Genomic DNA, 18,167 nt, shown 5'->3' with positions numbered 1-18,167 from the left:
GGCCCGGACGACGGGCGGGGGGACAAGGGCGCAGGGAGACGACCGGCGAGGGGACGGGTCCGGCCGACGAACGGGGAGAACGGAAACGGACGGATACCGGGCGGGCGCACGGCCATATCAGCCGTATCGGCCATATCAGCCGTACCACCAGAGGACGGGAAGCCGTTCCGGAGTGCGCTTGATCCAGCCGGACCGCAGTCGATCTCTTCCACGGGGATGGCCAGGCGCAGACCCGGCATACGATCCAGGACGGCGGACAGCGCGATGCTCACGTGGGTCCGCGCGCGGTGGGTGGCCGAGCAGTAGTGCCGTCCCGCACCGAACGTCACATGCGCCTTCGCCGACTTGCGCGTCAGTCCGGCCGCCGCGGCCGGGGAAGGCGGCGGGATCGTAGTTGGCGCCCTCGACGAGAACCAGGACGAGATCGCCCTTGGCGATGGCCTGCCCTCCCAGCTCCGTGTCCCGGGTGGCGATGCGCGGCATCCCGTCCCCGATGGCCAGGCTGCAGCGCAGCAGTTCCTCCACCGCCTGCTCCATGACCTCGGGGTTGAGCATGAGCATTAGCAGCGCCGGCACCGGGAAGGCGGCGGTACTCAGCCCGCCCGGCGACGAAGAGGTCGTCGAGCGTGTCCGTGCCGCCCCGCTCGGCCCGCAGGCGCGCCAGTGCGCCCGGCAGCCCGGGCCGGTCGACGGCGGCGGGGGCGAGCAGGCTCGCGGGGGTGCGTGCAAGGCACTTGCCGAGGTTGACGCGCGCGCCTTCGAACGGCCGCGGCACGGCCATGATGCCGATGGCGAACCCGTCCATCAGCAGGCGCCCGTGGTCTGCGGAGAGCCCCAGGACGGTGGACATCACCGTCGCGGTGTAGGGCTCTGGGTGAAGCGGGCCCGGAGGTCGACCGGTGGGCCCTTCGCGGTCAGTACGTCGAGGAGTGCGTCGGCCGGCCGGCGGAAGCCGCCGGCCCTTCCTTCACCGCGTGCGGCGAGATCGCCTGCACGACGGTTTCCCGCAGCCCCACGCCCACCATGTCCTTGACGCTGCTGCGGTTCGACGCCGGGAACAGCGGCGCGTATTGCAGGCGCGCGCCCGGCTCGGCGAGGGCCGACATGCTGAAGGCGGCGTCCCGCAGCACCCTGATGACCAGTTCGTGGGGTGGACCAGCCACGCCGGAGCTCCGGTGAGCGTACGGACACGGTCGACCGGGACAGTGCTGACACAGCCACGCGCACGCCTAGGGGGCGACGCCACCACGCCGGGCCGGCGGCCATTCCACATCCAGCGCCCAGGCGGCACCCTCCCCCGGGTCCCACTCATGACGGTCCTTCGCGTGCGCAAGGGAAGGAAGAGGGGTGCGAAGAGCGACGGTGCACGCCACGGTTTCCGGCCCCGACCTCCGAGGAGATCAAAGTCCCGTCCGGTGGGCCCACTTCGACGCCTGCCGCCGTCGGCCCGATCCACTGCGTGTCGGCGCGCCGACGCCGCCAGTGTCCGCGGGGCGCCACTTGTCACCGCTGTCCGGCGGCGGCCAACCGACTTTTCATGACGCCGGGGATGGGGTGACGCCGCCGTCCGACGCCGATGCCCGTGGGGCGGCGCCCCAGCCGCTCCGGTCGTCACCCACAGGAACACACTCCTCTCCGGGGAGACTTGATCGGATTCACCGGGCGAGGGGCCCGCCCCCGACACGTCTCCCGGAAAGGCCGTCATGCCCCCGCTCCCCGCTCCCCCGACACAGCAGCACTTCGCCCGTACACCGCAGGGCAAAGGCGTCGACGTCCACCGCCCGGAGCGGCCGGATGACCGGCTGCCGGTAGTCCTGTGTGGCACGACACGAGCGCCGACGACCGGGCCGTGCCGGCCCCGTCGGCGCGGGAGGTCGCCGCGCGCGGTGTGGTGGTGGCCGTACCGGACTGGCGGGCGGACGCGGCTGACACGGGACGGGCCGCGCTGCTCGGTTCGCTGGCGTGGTGCCGGGCCAACGCGGTGGCTTACGGCGGCGATCCGGACCAGATCGTACTGGCTGGCTGGTCCGCCGGGGCCTCGGCGGCCCTCGCCGTCACACTCCGCCCCGACGTGGTCGACGGCCGGCGGCCGGCGTGGGATCGCGTCGCGCTACGGCCTGTCGGCGCGGACGACCGGGACACCGCCGCTGACGGATCCGGCCGGACCGGCCGACGGACGGCCGGTGACCCCGGTGCCCGTCCGGCTGATGCAACGAGACCGAGGACACACTGACGGGCCCGGAGCACTCCCGCACGGCACTGGCCGCGCTCACCGGCCTCGGCCGGCCGGCCCGCCTGGACGAGCCGGCGGCGGATCACGCCGACGTGATCATGGCCGAGTTCAACCCGACGACCGGCCGCTGCCACCCGTCGGAGAACGAACGGGCGCGCGCCCAAGGCCTGCCCGCCGTCCGGGCGCTGGCGGGAAGCGGCGGGCGTACCGCCGACAGCCCGACGAGCACCCGGAGGGGTGGACGGGGCCCGGACCACCAGGCCGCGTCAGCCGGCGACGCGGTCCCCGCGCAGCAGCCCCGCCCCCTCCGGCACCGCCGCAGGATCGGCGCCCAGGTCGACCACGGCGTTCCGCTCGTCGACGAACACCACCCGGGGCTCGAAGACCTTGGCCTCCGCGTCGTCCATCACCCCGTAGGCGATGAGGATCACCAGATCCCCGGGACTGACGAGCCGGGCCGCCGCCCCGTTGATCCCGATCACACCCGACCCGCGCGGCCCCTCGATCACATAGGTGGAGAGCCGTGCCCCGTTGTCGATGTCGACGATGTCCACCTTCTCTCCAGGGAGCAGGTCGGCGGCATCCATCAGGTCGGCGTCCACGGTCACGGATCCCACATAGTGCAGGTCGGCCTGGGTGACGGTGGCACGGTGGATCTTGGACTTCATCATGGTGCGGTACATGGAGGAACTCCCGTGAGTAGGCTCCCTGCCTGCGTTTTTGCAGGTCAAGGGCTATCCCTTGAGTCTACAACCAGTCGCGCGTTCGGGCGGCGTGTGGCAGGTTTCACAGGACTCACGCTGACCACTTGCCGACTTTCCCGACAGGCCACCAGGAGCCGAGACTCCGCCCCAGCCCCGACCCTCCTCACGGAATCCGCCTCACCGAACCGCTCCTTACGGATACGTCCGAGGCTGCGAGGATGCTCAACATGTCACCGAGCTGGAGGGACAAGGAGGCATCTGAGCTCGGCCTGAGGGGCTACAAACTCGGGCAAGGAAGAAACGCCAAGGTCCTTTACAAAAAGCCCGACGTCCTTAGGTGACTGGAGCAACAAAAGGCCTGCTAAAAGCAGCGAAAGTCAACCGAGCCCAGGCCTCGACAGGCCACGTGAGAGAGCAACCAGGCCAGGCGAGGCCCCTCAGGGCAGATCGACGATGCGTCTTTGGAACTCAGCCGTGGTCCCCGGATCATGCCGGCGGGCAGGACGAAGGCTAGGTGCTGTCGAGTCGCGGACCGCGGTGTGATCCCGGTGTCAAGCCCCTGTACCGCTCATAACGGGATGCTGTCCGCCCGTCGGCTACCGACGGTTCAAGCACCCTGTCAGAGCAGCGGCAGCGCAGTGGGATGGACGGGCGGGAAGTTCCCGGCGGGGCAGTGACGGTTAGGCGAACGCATCGTTCTCGTCCGGTGTTGCCGGTGTGGTGGAAGCGGTCCGGACGTCGATGAGGTTCACCCGTTCGTGGTGGCCGTCCCGGAACCACGAGCCCGGCGCGATACGAGGGTGGGACGGTGAGCGCCCGCGACTTCGGAGGTCCGAGATGTGCGCCCACTCCCGTACCGGCCGCGAGATCGCGGAACTTACCGTGCGGGTCCCCCGGGCGTGCAATCCCAGGGAGACCCTGACCTCTGCCTACGTCCCGCAGGGCGCGGCAGGCGGACCGTCGCGGGAGGGCTTTGGTGGCCGGCATGCCCCGGCCGCATCTCCCCGTCAGCCGCGGCCGAGTCCGGTGACGGACGCAAAGGGCATGGTGAACTCACTGCGCGGTCGGCGCTCTTGTGCGTCTGCGGCACGGTCGACTCGGCCCTGCGGTAACCGGCCGTTCTTCCGCGCGGGACGGCGGGCGGCCACGCGATGTGCGCCGCCGGTGCGCTTCCTGCCCGCCGACATCACCGGCCTGAACACCTCCCGGAATGACTCGCTCTTCGGCGACGCCTCGTTCGACAAGGTCTTCTGCCTCGAAGCGGCCTTCCACCTCGGCCCGGACGGGCGGCGCGCCTTCCTGGAGGGGGCCTACCGCCTCCTGGCGCCGGGGGGCCGTCTGGTGCTGGTCGATTTCGTGTGGCGCTCGGACGCGCCGGAGGACATCCGGCACGCCGATCCGGGGAGGATCGTACGCGACACCTGGCGGTTCGAGGAGTTCGAACCCCTCCGCCGCTACCTGCGCCACGCCGCCGACATCGGGTACCGCCCACACGCTGCGCACGACTGGAGCCGCCCCGTCATCGACCGTTTCATGCACCTGTCGACCTTTTACGCCCACCTCGCCGCCACCCGACCGGGCAGGCGACTGCTGTGCAGCCGCTGGCCCGGGCTGACGCGGCTTTCCTCCGAAGACTGGTTGCGGTTCGAAGCCGTCACCCTGGCCCACAACCCCGTCCGCCGGGCCAGCGGCTACGCCGCACTGGTCTTGGACAGGCCCGCCATCCGCAACACAGAAAGCGCGGCATGGAGCCCTCGTTTGGAGACGAAACTGTGAAGGCGGGGCCCAGCCCGGAAGTCGTCCCCCGCGCGACGAGGAAGTAGCGCCTCAGACAACCGTGATCAATCTCAGCGCCCACCACGGCTCCATTGATCCCCGAGGCCGATGTAGGCCGCTCGGAGGCGTCGGCGGGCGAGTCGGCGGAACGCGCCGGGTTCGCGGCGGCAGGTCCCGTACCCTGCTGCGTCATGGCAGCAGCGCAGGAGAAGACCGCCGTTGTGACGGGCGGGGGTTCGGGCATCGGCCGGGCCGTGGCGCTCGCCCTCGCGGCGGCCGGCTGGTCGGTGGCCGTGGCGGGACGCCACCACGAGACGCTGGAGGAGACGGCGCGGGCGGCCGAGGGCGGCGCGGACGTGATGTGCGTACGAACGGACGTGGCGGCCCCCGAGGAGGTGGCGGCCCTCTTCGCCGCGGTCCGGGGCCGTTACGGGCGCGTCGACCTGCTGTTCAACAACGCGGGCGTCTTCGGCCCGGTGGACGTCGCGCTGGAGGACCTCTCGTACGAGGCGTGGCGCGCGGTCGTGGACGTCAACCTGACGGGGTCCTTCCTGTGCGCGCAGGCGGCGTTCCGGCAGATGAGGGAACAGGACCCACAGGGCGGCCGGATCATCAACAACGGCTCCCTCTCGGCCATGGCGCCCCGGCCGAACTCGATCGCCTACACCGCCACCAAACACGCGGTGACGGGCCTGACCAAGTCGCTTTCGCTGGACGGGCGCCCGTACCGGATCGCCTGCGGGCAGATCGACATCGGCAACGCGGCCACCGAGATGACCGAGGGGATGCGGGCGGGGGTCCTCCAGGCCGACGGGCACCTCGCGGTCGAGCCGGTGATGGATGTGGCGGACGTGGCCCGGACGGTGCTGCACATGGCGGAGCTGCCGTTGGAGGCGAACGTGCAGTTCGCGACGGTCATGGCGACGAACATGCCGTTCATCGGACGCGGTTAGGGCCTGCTCACCCGCACACCCTGACGGCCCGGATCACACGCGTGGTGACCGGCTTCACCAGTGGAACGACGGGCCGCCGGGGTCTGCTGCACCCGCCAGAGACTTCCCGACGCCAAAACTCCCATGGTTCGGAAGAACGGATCGAGGTGCGGGTACTTCTCGCTCAGCTTGAGGATCAGAGCGTGAGGGCCGGCGTCAGCGTCGGCGACGAGTTCTGCCAGTCGGTCGACTGCCGCCTGCAATGTCATGCCATGGCTCCCCACGAGAGCCACCAGCGCGTTGAAACCTTCTCCTGCCTGAACGGTTTCCCTCCTGTAGGAGAAGAGATCGTTCGAACTCCTTGGTGAGGTCCACTCCCATGACGTACTCCATGACGACCATGTACGGGAGGAGAGCCACGCTGTGGTGGCGAATGTCCAGGTACTTGTCCAGGGTGGGGAAGATTTCCCTGCCCCGCATGCGCCTGCGCTCTTCCATCACAGCGCCGGACCGAGCGCGTTGACCAGCAGCACCGCACCCGTTCGGCATCCGCTGTTTCTCCGAGTCTGTATGAACCACTGGATTGGATCTACAGGGTGTGCCTAGCCTGGCGGTGCGTCCGGGGTCGTCGGGCCGCTGCTTCAGCGGTGCTGTCTGAGGGACGGGGCACCGGACCGAGGTGGCCGCCGCGCCCTCTGCCGAGAGTGGGGATGTTTTGCACAAGTTCGCCCTCTACTATCCGCTGATGTCGCCTCCGGCGTGGTGGCTCAAGACAGCAGTTCTGTACTGGCCCAAGGTGGCTCGCATCCGCCCTCGTGGTTTCTCACCACAGGAGAACCACGTCGCGCGGGTCTTCGCGGAGGAGCTCGACTTTTTTGTCGATGTCGACCCGGAGGACAGTCTTCAGACTGTCGAGGAGTGGTTCAGGCAGGCTGCTCTCGATGACTTCAGGCGCGAGGCGCAGGGCATACGAGACCTCTTGTGGGAATTGGAACTCAGCACCGATTACCTGGATCGGGCATTCGCGCGGTTGGAGTCGGAGCACACCACTCCACGGCAAGGATTAAGCACTTCCCGGCTCGAGCCCACCGAAACCGAGATATTGCGCTCGCTGACAACGATCCGCAACAACGACTACCCGAGGGCGTTTCGCGGCGACCTGACGCGCATGGATCGAAGGGAGCGGTTCGCCTGGGTCTACATGTGCGCTTTGGCGACGGAGGTGGCGCGGCGCAACCATCTCGCTCCCGCGACCGCCTATGAGGACATGTTCGCTCTCGGCGGGAACTGGGCGCCGGCAGCGCTTGCCGTTGCCGTCCGGGAGGGCCACCCCTCTCCAGTACTTCCCAGGGATCGGGGCGTCGATACGGTGGCCGATGCGCTTGGGCTGCTGTCCATCGAACATGTATCGCCACAGGACACCGATCCGAAAAAACTGGTGAAGGCCCGGCGCCGCTACGGGCAGGACTTCATCGCTTTCCGCAATGAAGTGGAGTTAGCTGCCCAGGAATTGGCCGAGCAGCTCACGGATATCCGGGACCAGGCCGTGCTGGAGCAGTACCTGCGGTACGAGGTAGCAGCCCGCTTCACGGGCCCGGCAGAGCAGCTCGGCAAGGCACTTCGCGGGTTGGGGATTCAAACCACTGCCGATACTCTCACCATGAAGTTCGAGGTCCCGGCCTTGCTCGGCGTGGGCGGCGGAATTTTGGCCCACCAGCCGATCATCGCCGGGGGAAGCGCCGTAGCCGCTGCGCTGGTGGGCATTTACGGCGCTGCGCGCACCCGCCGTCAGGAGGTTCTGCAGCCCTCGGCGGCGACATATCTGTACCACCTCAAGGATGATTTCCCGCACAGCCGCAGCACGGTGGAGAGAGCGGCCCAAATGGCAAGCAAAATCAGCCATCGAGTCCGTGAACGCTACCGCAAACCGGGCCCGTAGCCCTGGAGAGGACCACGGACGGCGCCCGGGTCTCCTCATCAGCGGATCCAACGGACCTGGGCTGGCAATTATGAGTCCGGGATCGCGGCGACGAAGTGTCCGCCGCGGCGCCACTGCTGCACGGCTGTGCGTCGAGGCAGCACCCCAGCGCCTGTCGCAGTCGTAGGAGCCTGTCTTTAAACCTCTGTCCTCCACCTGGGGGGACGGGAACCGTTGCGCAGACGGGAGTTCAAAGACGGGCTCCAGTCGAAGTCGAGCGTGACGTGACCAGGTACAGCGATGAGTTCTCAGCAGACTGACAATCCTGTGCAACGCCCATCGTTGGTCTGTCATGAACGTTCAGCGCGCCCTTGCAGCATTGGGCTTCACCGCTGCCATCAGCCTCACGACGGCATCACCCGCTTCCGCCGGAGGCATCGGAGACGTCCTCTCACCAGCCTTTGGCACCAACTGCGCCAATCAGCACAATGGAATCCACTCGAACGGTGCGACCACACGAGGCACCGGAACAGCGTCCAACAATGTGCTCGGCCTGCCCCTGGGCGGCGCGCTGAACCAATGCGGCGGAGCTGACCTGCCGCTGCCGGTGGGCCAGGTGACGAGGGTGGACCAAGCGACGCAGCGGCTTGGATTTCACCCGCAATACGAAGTCGCAGATCACCCCTTTGAAGCCATTTCAGGGGACTCGGCGAACCCCACTCAGACGGTCTGGTTTACGTAGTGCATGGGTGATTGCGTTTTACGCGTCTCGCCAGGTGACGGTGGTTTCGCCGGTTGCTCGTTTCGCGAGGTTGGAGATCGCGGCGATGCGGATCATGCTTTCGGAGTGTTCGGGCTTGGTCTCGTAGCCGCGGGCGAGTCGGCGGTGCATCATGACCCACCCGAAACTGCGCTCGACCACCTGGCGTCGAGGAGCACGACCGGGCTCTGGGGACAGGTAGCGGATCGATCCCTCAAGATTGGCGAAGGACTTTCCCAGCAGTGAGATCACCGGGCTGGTGCGGATGCCGCGGTGAGTGGCGTGGGTGAGGATCGCGGTCAGGGTGACGCCGAAGTCGTGGCGGTCCCCATGTCGATGCAGGTGGAGGCCAGGCCCGCGCCGTCGTTGGCCGCGAGGTTGAGCAGGGCCAGCACCAGGGCCAGCCGGTACCGCTCTCCATACGGCCCACTACGCCCCAGTCGATCAGATGCGCGGGTTCGCCCGGGGCCCTGCACGTGCCCGGCGGCGTGCGGCACCCTCCCCGGCACCTGATGGGCGGTGACGACCCGGGGCGTCTCGCCCTCGGCGTTCTCTCGAAGACTCCTCGCGCGCGCCCTGCGCCGCCCCGCCGCGATGCGGCGTCATCGCAACCTGCCGGGCGGCAAGGTGGTGTAAGTCACAGATGCTTTGGACAGCCGGAGCCCGAGGGTGAGCTTGAGGGCCGGAAGCTCTCCGCAAAGGAGGCGGGCAGCGCGCCTCCGAGGCCGCGTGCTGGAGAAAGGGCTGCGCAGCGCCCAGGCCAACCAAGAGGGATTCGCTAAAGTGAATTCGCTATTTTTTGCATGTGCGCATGCAGGATCAATCGGATTTGAGAATTCCGATGCCCAAAAATTCACCCTAACGGGTGATCTATCGGCGTCCGACCGCACCCCCTGTGGGTTACTGGGTCATCTCGCGTCTCTCAATGTTTCAACCATTCGACCAAGTCCGATCACCCAGATCCCTTAGATGCCCACTTGGCCCAGGTGGGGCGATCGGGAAAGTGAACACATCGGTCCACTTCAGAAAAGCAGGTTGACTTAACGGATAGGGCGTGCTCTCGGTAATTGACCACCAGTCAGTTTTGCATGGCGCCATCGGACTTCAGCTCAGCGGTCCACAGAGCGAAGACTCAGTTAGAGTGACACCGTCGTTTGGCAGCATCTGCCGACTTGTCCCAGTGAGCAGGCCCCGGGGGTGCCACCCCGGGGCCGCCTCCATGACCAATCAACAGTCCCTGTGAGGAGAGTAAATGGTCATGCCCACAAGCCGAGAGCAGGACGAAGCGCCCTCGGATTTAGAAGAGTCAAGCACGCATCCGGCCCCGACGGAAGAAACACCCCTGAGGGGAGGTGAAATCAGTGTGCACCCCGGCCTCATCTGGCTGGTGTTCCTGACCCTGCTCTGCTTATGGGACGCGTCCATCGCGGAGGCCGTTCTGCAGACGTTCCAGAGCGGTGTGATGTCCCAGCGGGAGCCGGTCGTGCTGCTGCGCTGGCGCCGTAGGTGAACGAACGCGCGGTGGGCCGAGCGAACGGGCTGCCCACCGCGCGCCTGCCACCCCCTGGTGGCCTGAGCGGAACGGGTGGGGAAGGACGAAGCGATGACGGAACTGGCCGGGCCGCGCGTCTGCGGCTCCTGCGGCAAGGCTCTCACCCGGCCGGCCGGAGCCGGTCGGCCCAAGCAGTACTGCGACACCGCCTGTCGGGGTCGCGCCCAGCGTGACCGGGACCGTATACGGCGACAGGGCGTCCCTATCGAAGGTCTTCCCACTTCCGCCTCGGTGGCAACGACCCTACGCATGGTGCTCCGGCAGTTGGAGGCCGCCGAGCGCGATGCCGCTCCGCTGAGAACCCGGCTCGAACTGGCCTCGCGGCTCACCGAGGAAGCGCGGCACTACGCCGGCGCGGCTGTGGGCCACGCCCTCTCCGAGGGTGCGTCCTGGCAGGACGTCGCGGAAGCGGCGAACGTCACCGTGGCGACGGCACGAGCCCGCTGGAACGCCGGCCGACTCACTCGCCTCTTCTCCTCACCGGTACCTCCACCTCCCCACCCGCCTGACCCCCACACACCTGAAACCGCCACACCCTCTCCTCCGGGGAGCTCGGACTCCCCTTGGCCCTCCGTGGCCTTCACCAACCCCCGCGCCTTCGGAGCGGCGCTGACGCACCTGGCTCAGGAAACGGACGCCGACGTACGCGAAGTCGCCCAATGGGCGGACCTCCCGCCCGCGCGACTACTACGCATTCTCAACGGCGATACCGTGCCGCCCTGGCCCATCGCGTACATGCTCACCATGCTCTTCGGAGGAGACCCGCAGGAGACACGCATCGTGTGGGAGGGCGCACAAGGGATCAGCCGGCCCGCGAGGATCGCCGCGCCACAAGCCCGGGCCGAGCTGCACCGGGCACTGCGAGGGCTGCGTCTGGCGGCGCGCAACCCCTCACCACACGCTTTGAGCCGTTCCGCGGGAGTCGACGCCGTGGTGGTGGAAGACGTGTTCAGTGGCCGAGTCGTACCGGACTGGCCGACAACGGCTGCCCTGGTCTCCGCCATGGGAGCCGACGCCAACCTCGTGCGCGCAGTGTGGGAGTTGGCTGTGAACCTGCCAAGGGGCTGACCATCGGGCGGTGCCCGTCCCCGCAGCGGCGGAAGCCCGCACCGCCCGCCGTCGAACAGCACTCGTCTCCGCGGTATCTCCAAGGGAATCCCTTGGCAACCTGGCCCGAAAGCGAGGTCGGGGAGTTTCGCTCCGGGTGCCCCCGATATCTACTCTCGTCCCGGGCAGCCCCCCGATCGGGGACTGTCCGCCCGCCACAACCGCTCTCTACCATGGGCGGCTTCCCTGCCGTGGCCGGCCACAACCGAAGGGGGACGGGATGGTCCGCGGAGAGAAACACGAAGCTCTCGACATCGACGCCGGCACAGCCAGCGTCGCCCGCATGTACGATTTCTTATTAGGGGGAGTGGAAAACTACTGGTCAGACCGCCAAGCATGCGCGGCTCTACTGGATATCGCGCCCAGCGCGCGGGAAATCGCACACCACAACAGAGCGTTTCTCAGACGAGTGGTCAAAACGCTCGTAAGGGACTACGGGGTCGAGCAGTTCCTCGACCACGGCTCAGGACTTCCCACCCAGGACAACGTTCACCAGGTGGCCCAACGCCTCGACCCCGGCTGCCGCGTCGTTTACGTCGACAACGATCCCATCGTCCTCGCTCACGGCCGTACCACGCTTGACGAGAACGCCAACACGGCCATCGTTCACGCCGACATCCGGGACACCGATGACATCTTCGGCCATCCGGCCACGGAGAGACTCATCAAGCCCGGCCGGCGCACGGCCGCACTGTTCGTCTCCGTCCTCCATTGCCTGCCGGACACGGACGACGAGTACGACCCCGCGGCGGTCATCCGGCGTACGGCGGAACGGCTCGGAACCCTCGGGCCGGGCAACTTCATGGTCATCTGCCAACTCGTCAGCGATGACCCGGAGATCCGGCACAAGGTCACCGCACTCATGGACGAGAGCACCCGTGGAAATTGGGGACGGGTGCGCCGGCGCAGCGAAGTCCGAGCCTACTTCGACGGCTGCCGCACCCTGGAACCCGGCCTGGTGGACGTCATCGACTGGCGGCCGGACACCCCGCCGCCACCCGCCGAAGCCCGCCCGACGGAATGGGTCGAATGGGGCGGGGTCGCGCGGCTGTGACGGTAGCGGTGCGGCGCCCGCTCTTCAGGTGAATCTGGCGACCGCTGCGGAGAGCAGCCGTTGGCTGTGCTCTCTGTCCGCGGCCGCCAGGCTCAACCGGTTCAACACGTGCCGGTACTGGTCGACTTCCCGTGGTCTCGTCAGGTACTGCGCGCTGTTGAGGAGCTCCAGGTAGACCAGCTCCGGCGGCCCGCCGTCGTCGAAACGCAGGTGCGTCACCGGCGACAGGGGAACGGCGTCGGGTCCGCAGTCGAACGGCACCACACGGATGCTGATGTTCTCCCGTTGCCCGATGTCCAGCAAGTACTGGAATTGCTCACGCATCACCTCGCGGCTCCCCACGCGCCGCCACAGCACCGCTTCGTCCAGCAGTGCCACCACATGAGGCCGCCCGTTGCGGAAGGCCCTCTTCCTGCCTTGGCGCAGAGCTATCCGCCGCTCGACATCGCGCTCCGCGACACCGTGCAGGGCGGCACCGATCAGTACCCGGGTGTACGCCGGCGTCTGCAGAAGACCCGGAACGACGTGCGTCTCGTAGGTGTAGATCTTCGCGGCCTGACCCTCAAGGCTGATCAGCCGCCGCAGGAAATGCGGCGTGACATCGTTGTACTGTCGCCACCACTCCTCGTTCCGCGTCTGCTCCAGCAAGTTCTCGATCAGGCGGGCGCGGGACCGCGGCACACGGTAGAAGTGGATGAGGTCCTGGACGTCTCGGGCCTTGGGGGGGCTCTCTCCCCGCTCCAGCCGGCTCACCTTGGAAACCGAGCCGCGAATGACATGCGCCGCGTCTTTCAGCCCCAGGCCGCGCTCCTGCCTCAGCCTGCGCAGCTCGTCGCCCAACAGGCGGGCGGCCGCAGCCGACTTGAGACCATCTTCGAGACAGGCGACGGAAGCGCCTTCCTCTGCCCGGGACGCGGGAACGGCGGACATCCAGACCCCCATGAACGGCCGACATGTGTCGGCCTCCAGCATGAAGGGTGAGTGCCCGCCGTTCCACCTCTGGCCTACGCTTGAAGCGTCAGCCGATCAGGCCGTCGAACTCTCCCCCCTTGGCGCCCTGAAGAAACGCGGCCAGCTCCTGCCGGGTGTACACCAGCGCGGCGCCGCTCGGGTACCTGGAGTTTCGCACCGCCACGTCCCCTCCGGGCAGCTTGGCCAGCTCCACGCAGTTGCCCTCACCGACGCTCGCGCTGCTCTTGACCCACTGGACGCCGGTGATGTCGCTCGCCGGCATGCCGTTGCCGAATCCCATGAGTGGCCTCTCTTCCTGTCGGTGGCTGACCTCGCGGTCCCGCTCCGCAAGATCACCGATTCTCATGTGCAAGTGCGTGAGGAGTCGGGGATGAGAATGCTAGGGATGCGGAGACCTCGGCGAAGTCCCCCGAAAGTGTGTGATTAAGACACTTGTTATACGAAACGCCGTCAGCGACCGGGGCCCGGACGGCTTTCGGCCATGGCAGCCGCCCGCCACCTCTGACCACACGAAAGGCATGCTGTCCCCATGACGCACTCCCGCCTCCCGACCACCGAGGCCGCCGTCGCCGCCGTCCGTGATGTCGCGGAGGAGTTCGGCGTGCGGTTCTCCGTGGCGCACGACATCGGTGCGGATGTGACGTCGCGCTGTACGTCGGCCGCTCTGTTCACGGCGCTGGATCCGGACGGTTCGATGCCGCACGAGGCGTATGTCGAGCTGGCGGGGTCACCGTCCGTGGACGTGCGGATCTTCCCGGAGGACGACGCGACGGTCACCGTCGACGGGGTGGAATTCCCTGACGTCCCGCGGGACGCCGTCCCGGCCTTCCTCCGTGCGGTCTACGGCGGACTGGCCTTCGTCAAGGGGCGGTTCTTCCCACCGGGGCAGTGGCTGGTCGTCCCGCTGCCCGGTGACGAGACGTACAAGGAGCTGATCACGCACACCGCGCTCACGCCCTGGCTCAGCCGGAGCATCCGCCGGTAGCCGGGGGCCGCGTGCGGCCCCGGGCGCGAGGGCGGGTCGACGGGCGGCGTCAGGCCAGGTTCTTCTCCAGTGCGGCGATGTACTTGTGGATGGAGTGGTCGCGTACGCCGTCACTGGCGGGGGCGAGCGGGTCGGCGGTGTACCCCTTGGCGCGGTCGGCGAGGGTGCCGAAGAGCGAGGTCTTCTCGCGGAGCCGGCCGTCGGAGTCGAGGTAGCGCAGGGTCTCGACGTGGGTGTAGGCGGGTTCCGGCGGCATGGTGGGAACGACGTCGTTGTTGTTGACGAAGCGGAACACGCGTTGCTTGAGGCCCTTGTTGCACGCCTCGGCCAGGAGCCGGTCGCAGGTGCGGGGCTGCCCGTAGGTGTAGACACCGTCGGCGAGCAGCTTCGGGTCCTCCAGGTACAGCCGGGCGCCGGCGAGCATGGCCAGGGCGCCGCCGAGGCTGTGACCGGTGAAGAACAGGCCCTGCCCGTTCGTCCGCAGCTCCCGCAGGGTCTCCTTGACGGTGGGGAAGACGGAGTCCAGGGCCTGGGCGAAGCCGTAGTGCACGTACCCCGTCTTCGCGGGTCCCGGCCAGGGCGGTGTGGTGGCGTCGGAGAGCCAGTCGCGGATCTGCGCCGGTTCCGTGCCGCGGAAGGCCGTGACGATCATGTCGTCGCTGGCCACGGTGTACGCCTGGGTGTCCTCCAGCGGAAACGGGGGCGTGAACCGCGTGTGGTGGTGCCGTACCTCCCCGAACCCCCACTGGCGGGCCTGCTTCTCGATGGTCGCCTCGTCCTTGTAGGCGAGGTCCGAGGCCTGGGCCAGCCAGTAGGCGAGGGGAAGGCTGTAGCCACGGGAACGGTGGTCGATGGCTGTGGGCACGGGCACGGCGGAAGTCTCCGTTCGACGCGTTACGACGCATGGACGCCGACAGAACTAGCCGCTCCGCGCCCCGTCCAAAGAACCCGCCGCCCACGTTCACCCCAACGGCTGACCGGTGCACTGATCACCGGGAAGCGCGGGGAACGCGGCGTTCGCGGGCGCTGCCGGTCATCCGCTGGAGAGGCGGAGATCCCCGTCCCATACGTCGCACGGGACACGGCCGGATGCGAAGGCGATCTCCAGCACGAGCCGGCCGCCGTCCGGGCGGTCTCCTCGCGTACCGCCACGATCCTTTCGCGGAGGTGGTTCGTGAACGGCGTCTCGCCGTGGACGGGCGTCGGTGCCACCTCGACGCGGCCCAGCTCCGCCATGCCGTAGCCCTGGCAGGGGGCCGAAGGTTGCACGGTCAAGCACCAGTCCGAACCGGCCGTGGCGTGGTGACGGCCTCTTCGCTGACGATCAGCCACACGTCCAGCGGGCCGGACGGCGCCTCGTCACCGGAGAGGTGACACGACGCCACGACTCGTTCGAGACGCCGTCCGACCAGGTGGTCAGGGTGCCTGCCGGCCCCGTGCACCGGGCACGCGCCCGGTCTCTCCCGGTTCCCGGCCACCGTACCGCCCACCGCGGGCTTCCTCGCTGCGCTACGTGCTTCTCCCCCGCCGTGGGACGTAGGCGGCGCAGCGGCAGGTGCCGGTCGGCACGTCCTCCGTGAACTCGTCGCCCCGGCAGGCCCCGTCGCCCTCGGCGTGGTCCGAACGCTGATGCCTGCACGTCCTGCACCAGTCCTTGGGCGCGTCCAGGAACATGACCACGAGGACGAGCACGGTCGGGAGGAGGACGAGGAACGCGACGGCCATGCCGGGCACCTCCTTCGCGGGCGGCGGCTCGGTGGTTGTGTCCTCGTCAAGAGTGTGCCGTATGCCGCCGAGGCGCCCGCCGGGCGGCTACGCGGCGACGGCCGTGGGCCGGTCGTCGCCGGATGGGGAGCACCGGGTGGGAGAGGCTTACGGAGCGTGAGGTACGTTCTCGCGCCCCCGCCTACTGAAAGGCGCCCTGCCGGGGTGAGCTTCACTCCCCGTAATCTCACAAGCCTCTGAACACCTGTTCAGCAGGTCATCCACGGGGGGGGCGACATGGTCTGGGTGGGGATCGCCAAATTCGTCGGCACGCTGGTCGCGCAGAAGCTGGTGCAGAACGCCGTCAGCGACTGGTTCGACGACATCGAGGTGACGAAGGCCGTTCGGCTGCTGTTCCATCAGGCGGTACTCGACGAGCGGGGGGAAGTTCCCGCCGAGCGGTGTCTGATAGAGGAGGCGGGGTTCCGGTTCGCCGTGACGCCGCTGGTCGTGAGTGGTGACGTCCGGGGGCCCGTCTACTTCGTCGAGGCGGCCAACACCCGCGTCGACGGGAACGACACCAAGCGGACCCGTCACTTCCTCTACAACAGCGCGGGACGGAACTTCGAACTCGCCGCGATCCACGGCGCCTGCGGTGCGTCGACGACCGAGCCGGCCCATCCGAAGTGGCTGACCAGGACCGTCCCGCCCGTGCGCGCGGTCGCCGTCACCGAGCCCGCGGACTGGTTCGTGCACCGCACCCCGGCGGATCCCCGGGTGTTCCTCCCGGGCGTCGGTCTCTACACCGTCTTCCGGCGGGACCGGAAGCAGAACAACCGGGCCGGGAAGCGGGTGAGGGCGGCGTTCGACGAGGGCTGCCTCGGCGCCTCCGGCGTGGTGGAGGCCACCGCGAGCCCGGTCACCGTCGGCGGTCTCTCGCTGTGGGTGACGCCGCTGCGCACCACCGGAGCGTCGGAGCGTGCCGTGTTCCACCACGTCATGGCGGTGGACGCCAAGGCGCCCGAAGACCATCCGCTGCGTGTGGTCACCCTGGTGCACAACGGGATGACCGGAGTCCTGCAATGGCTGCACTGACCGTGGGCCGCACGGCGGCGGCCGTCCGCCGTGCGCTCCGTTTCGGAAGGGTCCGGGAGAATGTGGGAAGACGCGCGTGCGCCACCGGAGCGCGGCAAGACGGGCGAGAGGGCGCCCTCCGCGCCGTGTCCGCCCCCGTCCCGGCCCGGAAGTCCCGCCGGGCCGACCGTATCGGACGTGGTCCGAGTATCCTTCCCCACGGCCGTACAGCCCCTGTACGGAGCGACGAAGCGGATCGACGTGCCGGGCAACGGGCGAACGGCCGACTACGGGCGGCGGACAGCGCGGGCGGTGCCGCTCGTGTGCCGCCCCGTGGTGCGCCGGCGGGTGGGAGAGGCGAGATGAGCGAGTCCACGGCCGGCGCGGCGGCGACCGCGGTACCGGGCCGCAGGCGGGGCGACGGCGAGGGGCCCGACGTCGGCGAGGCCGAGCTGCGGCAGTTGCTGGCCGGGCTGACCGCCGTGCGTGACGGCGACTTCGGTATCCGGCTGCCCGAGGACGCCGACGGGCTGCTCGGCGAGATCGCGACCGTCTTCAACGGCATGACGGACCAGCTCTCCCTGTTCACCTCCGAGGTGACGCGCGTCGCCCGCGAGGTCGGCAGCGAGGGCCGGCTGGGCGGCCAGGCGCAGGTGCCGGGGGTGTCCGGCACCTGGAAGGACCTCACCGACTCGGTGAACGCGATGGCAGGCAACCTCACCACGCAGGTCCGCGACATCGCCCAGGTGGCCACCGCGGTGGCCAAGGGCGACCTGTCGCAGAAGATCGACGTGGCGGCCCAGGGCGAGATCCTGGAGCTGAAGAACACCGTCAACACGATGGTCGACCAGCTTTCGGCCTTCGCCGACGAAGTCACCCGCGTCGCCCGCGAGGTGGGCAGTGAAGGACGGCTCGGCGGCCAGGCGCAGGTGCCCGGTGTGGGCGGCGTGTGGCGGGATCTGACCGACTCGGTCAACTTCATGGCCGGCAACCTCACCGCTCAGGTCCGCAATATCGCGCAGGTCACCACCGCGGTGGCGCGAGGCGACCTGTCGCAGAAGATCACGGTGGACGCGCGCGGCGAGATCCTCGCCCTGAAGAACACCATCAACACGATGGTCGACCAACTCTCCGCCTTCGCCGACGAAGTCACCCGCGTCGCCCGCGAAGTCGGCACCGAGGGCAGACTCGGCGGCCAGGCCGACGTCAAGGGGGTGCTGGGCACCTGGCGGGATCTGACGGACTCGGTCAACTTCATGGCGGGCAACCTGACCGCGCAGGTGCGGTCGATCGCCCAGGTGGCGACGGCGGTGGCCAAGGGCGACCTGTCGCAGAAGATCACGGTGGACGCGCGCGGCGAGATCCTCGCCCTGAAGAACACCATCAACACGATGGT

General features: G+C 68.6%; 18 protein-coding genes and 2 pseudogenes. 11 read left to right on the top strand and 9 right to left on the bottom strand.

Annotation, left to right across the window (positions count from 1 at the left end; genetic code table 11):
* Positions 1-135: 135 nt before the first annotated feature.
* Together ACSNOK_RS17650 and ACSNOK_RS17645 are read right to left on the bottom strand one after the other, a co-directional pair.
* Complete coding sequence (locus tag ACSNOK_RS17650) at positions 136-576, bottom strand: cytochrome P450 (RefSeq protein ID WP_436781653.1); 441 nt, start codon at positions 574-576, stop codon at positions 136-138.
* Between the two features lie 338 nt (positions 577-914).
* Positions 915-1,163, bottom strand: coding sequence for a hypothetical protein (locus ACSNOK_RS17645; protein ID WP_436781652.1), 249 nt, complete (start codon positions 1,161-1,163; stop codon positions 915-917).
* Positions 1,164-1,816: 653 nt separating this feature from the next.
* On the opposite strand from ACSNOK_RS17645, the gene ACSNOK_RS17640 reads away from it, so the two are divergent.
* Positions 1,817-2,233, top strand: coding sequence for a carboxylesterase family protein (locus tag ACSNOK_RS17640; protein WP_436781651.1), 417 nt, complete (start codon positions 1,817-1,819; stop codon positions 2,231-2,233).
* Positions 2,234-2,499: 266 nt separating this feature from the next.
* On the opposite strand, the gene panD is transcribed toward ACSNOK_RS17640, so the two are convergent.
* Positions 2,500-2,916, bottom strand: coding sequence for an aspartate 1-decarboxylase (gene panD, locus ACSNOK_RS17635; protein ID WP_436781650.1), 417 nt, complete (start codon positions 2,914-2,916; stop codon positions 2,500-2,502).
* Positions 2,917-4,101: 1,185 nt separating this feature from the next.
* Here panD and ACSNOK_RS17630 point away from each other — a divergent pair.
* Positions 4,102-4,713, top strand: a complete 612-nt coding sequence (locus ACSNOK_RS17630; protein ID WP_436781649.1) for an SAM-dependent methyltransferase — start codon at positions 4,102-4,104, stop codon at positions 4,711-4,713.
* Positions 4,714-4,904: 191 nt separating this feature from the next.
* A complete protein-coding gene (locus ACSNOK_RS17625) occupies positions 4,905-5,666 on the top strand; it encodes an SDR family oxidoreductase (protein WP_436781648.1) in 762 nt (253 codons plus the stop codon).
* Here ACSNOK_RS17625 and ACSNOK_RS17620 read toward each other — a convergent pair.
* A pseudogene (locus ACSNOK_RS17620) lies at positions 5,663-6,125 on the bottom strand (terpene synthase family protein). The gene ACSNOK_RS17625 and the pseudogene ACSNOK_RS17620 sit on opposite strands and share 4 nt — an antisense overlap.
* A 235-nt stretch (positions 6,126-6,360) precedes the next feature.
* Here ACSNOK_RS17620 and ACSNOK_RS17615 point away from each other — a divergent pair.
* Together ACSNOK_RS17615 and ACSNOK_RS17610 are read left to right on the top strand one after the other, a co-directional pair.
* Complete coding sequence (locus ACSNOK_RS17615) at positions 6,361-7,584, top strand: DUF6236 family protein (RefSeq protein ID WP_436781647.1); 1,224 nt, start codon at positions 6,361-6,363, stop codon at positions 7,582-7,584.
* A 331-nt stretch (positions 7,585-7,915) separates the two neighbouring features.
* Positions 7,916-8,305: a hypothetical protein gene (locus ACSNOK_RS17610; RefSeq protein ID WP_436781646.1), complete on the top strand. Its 390-nt coding sequence runs from the start codon at positions 7,916-7,918 to the stop codon at positions 8,303-8,305.
* A gap of 18 nt (positions 8,306-8,323) precedes the next feature.
* Here the strand turns inward: ACSNOK_RS17610 and ACSNOK_RS17605 are convergent.
* Positions 8,324-8,494, bottom strand: a pseudogene (locus ACSNOK_RS17605) (IS5 family transposase); the annotation flags it as partial.
* A gap of 1,192 nt (positions 8,495-9,686) precedes the next feature.
* Between ACSNOK_RS17605 and ACSNOK_RS17600 the strand changes: the two are divergent.
* From ACSNOK_RS17600 to ACSNOK_RS17590, 3 genes are all read left to right on the top strand, one after another.
* Positions 9,687-9,833: a hypothetical protein gene (locus tag ACSNOK_RS17600; RefSeq protein ID WP_436781645.1), complete on the top strand. Its 147-nt coding sequence runs from the start codon at positions 9,687-9,689 to the stop codon at positions 9,831-9,833.
* A 615-nt stretch (positions 9,834-10,448) separates the two neighbouring features.
* On the top strand, positions 10,449-10,943 hold the full coding sequence (locus ACSNOK_RS17595) for a hypothetical protein (RefSeq protein WP_436781644.1): 495 nt from the start codon (positions 10,449-10,451) through the stop codon (positions 10,941-10,943).
* 259 nt (positions 10,944-11,202) lie between these two features.
* The gene (locus ACSNOK_RS17590; protein WP_436781643.1) at positions 11,203-12,036 is read left to right on the top strand and encodes an SAM-dependent methyltransferase; all 834 of its coding nucleotides are present in this window, start codon (positions 11,203-11,205) and stop codon (positions 12,034-12,036) included.
* A gap of 24 nt (positions 12,037-12,060) precedes the next feature.
* Here ACSNOK_RS17590 and ACSNOK_RS17585 read toward each other — a convergent pair whose 3' ends face one another.
* Positions 12,061-13,008: a helix-turn-helix domain-containing protein gene (locus tag ACSNOK_RS17585; protein WP_436781642.1), complete on the bottom strand. Its 948-nt coding sequence runs from the start codon at positions 13,006-13,008 to the stop codon at positions 12,061-12,063.
* Positions 13,009-13,054: 46 nt separating this feature from the next.
* Entirely contained in the window at positions 13,055-13,288 is a 234-nt protein-coding gene (locus ACSNOK_RS17580; RefSeq protein ID WP_436781641.1) for a DUF397 domain-containing protein, read from the bottom strand.
* Between the two features lie 249 nt (positions 13,289-13,537).
* On the opposite strand from ACSNOK_RS17580, the gene ACSNOK_RS17575 reads away from it, so the two are divergent.
* Entirely contained in the window at positions 13,538-13,993 is a 456-nt protein-coding gene (locus ACSNOK_RS17575; RefSeq protein WP_436781640.1) for a hypothetical protein, read from the top strand.
* A gap of 49 nt (positions 13,994-14,042) precedes the next feature.
* On the opposite strand, the gene ACSNOK_RS17570 is transcribed toward ACSNOK_RS17575, so the two are convergent.
* Both ACSNOK_RS17570 and ACSNOK_RS17565 read right to left on the bottom strand, forming a co-directional pair.
* A complete protein-coding gene (locus ACSNOK_RS17570; protein ID WP_436781639.1) occupies positions 14,043-14,864 on the bottom strand; it encodes a lipase family protein in 822 nt (273 codons plus the stop codon).
* Between the two features lie 638 nt (positions 14,865-15,502).
* Positions 15,503-15,718 carry a hypothetical protein gene (locus tag ACSNOK_RS17565; RefSeq protein ID WP_436781638.1) on the bottom strand — a complete coding sequence of 72 codons (216 nt, stop codon included), beginning with the start codon at positions 15,716-15,718 and terminating at the stop codon, positions 15,503-15,505.
* Positions 15,719-16,003: 285 nt separating this feature from the next.
* Between ACSNOK_RS17565 and ACSNOK_RS17560 the strand changes: the two genes are divergently transcribed.
* Positions 16,004-16,792 carry a hypothetical protein gene (locus ACSNOK_RS17560; RefSeq protein ID WP_436781637.1) on the top strand — a complete coding sequence of 263 codons (789 nt, stop codon included), beginning with the start codon at positions 16,004-16,006 and terminating at the stop codon, positions 16,790-16,792.
* A gap of 341 nt (positions 16,793-17,133) precedes the next feature.
* A partial coding sequence (locus tag ACSNOK_RS17555) for a HAMP domain-containing protein (protein WP_436781636.1) occupies positions 17,134-18,167 on the top strand: 1,034 nt, incomplete at its 3' end.

Source organism: Streptomyces sp. URMC 126, from assembly GCF_051386555.1.
Classification (GTDB): Bacteria; Actinomycetota; Actinomycetes; order Streptomycetales; family Streptomycetaceae; genus Streptomyces.
Note: the sequence above shows the minus strand (reverse complement) of the source record. Positions and strands in the feature narration are given on the sequence as shown.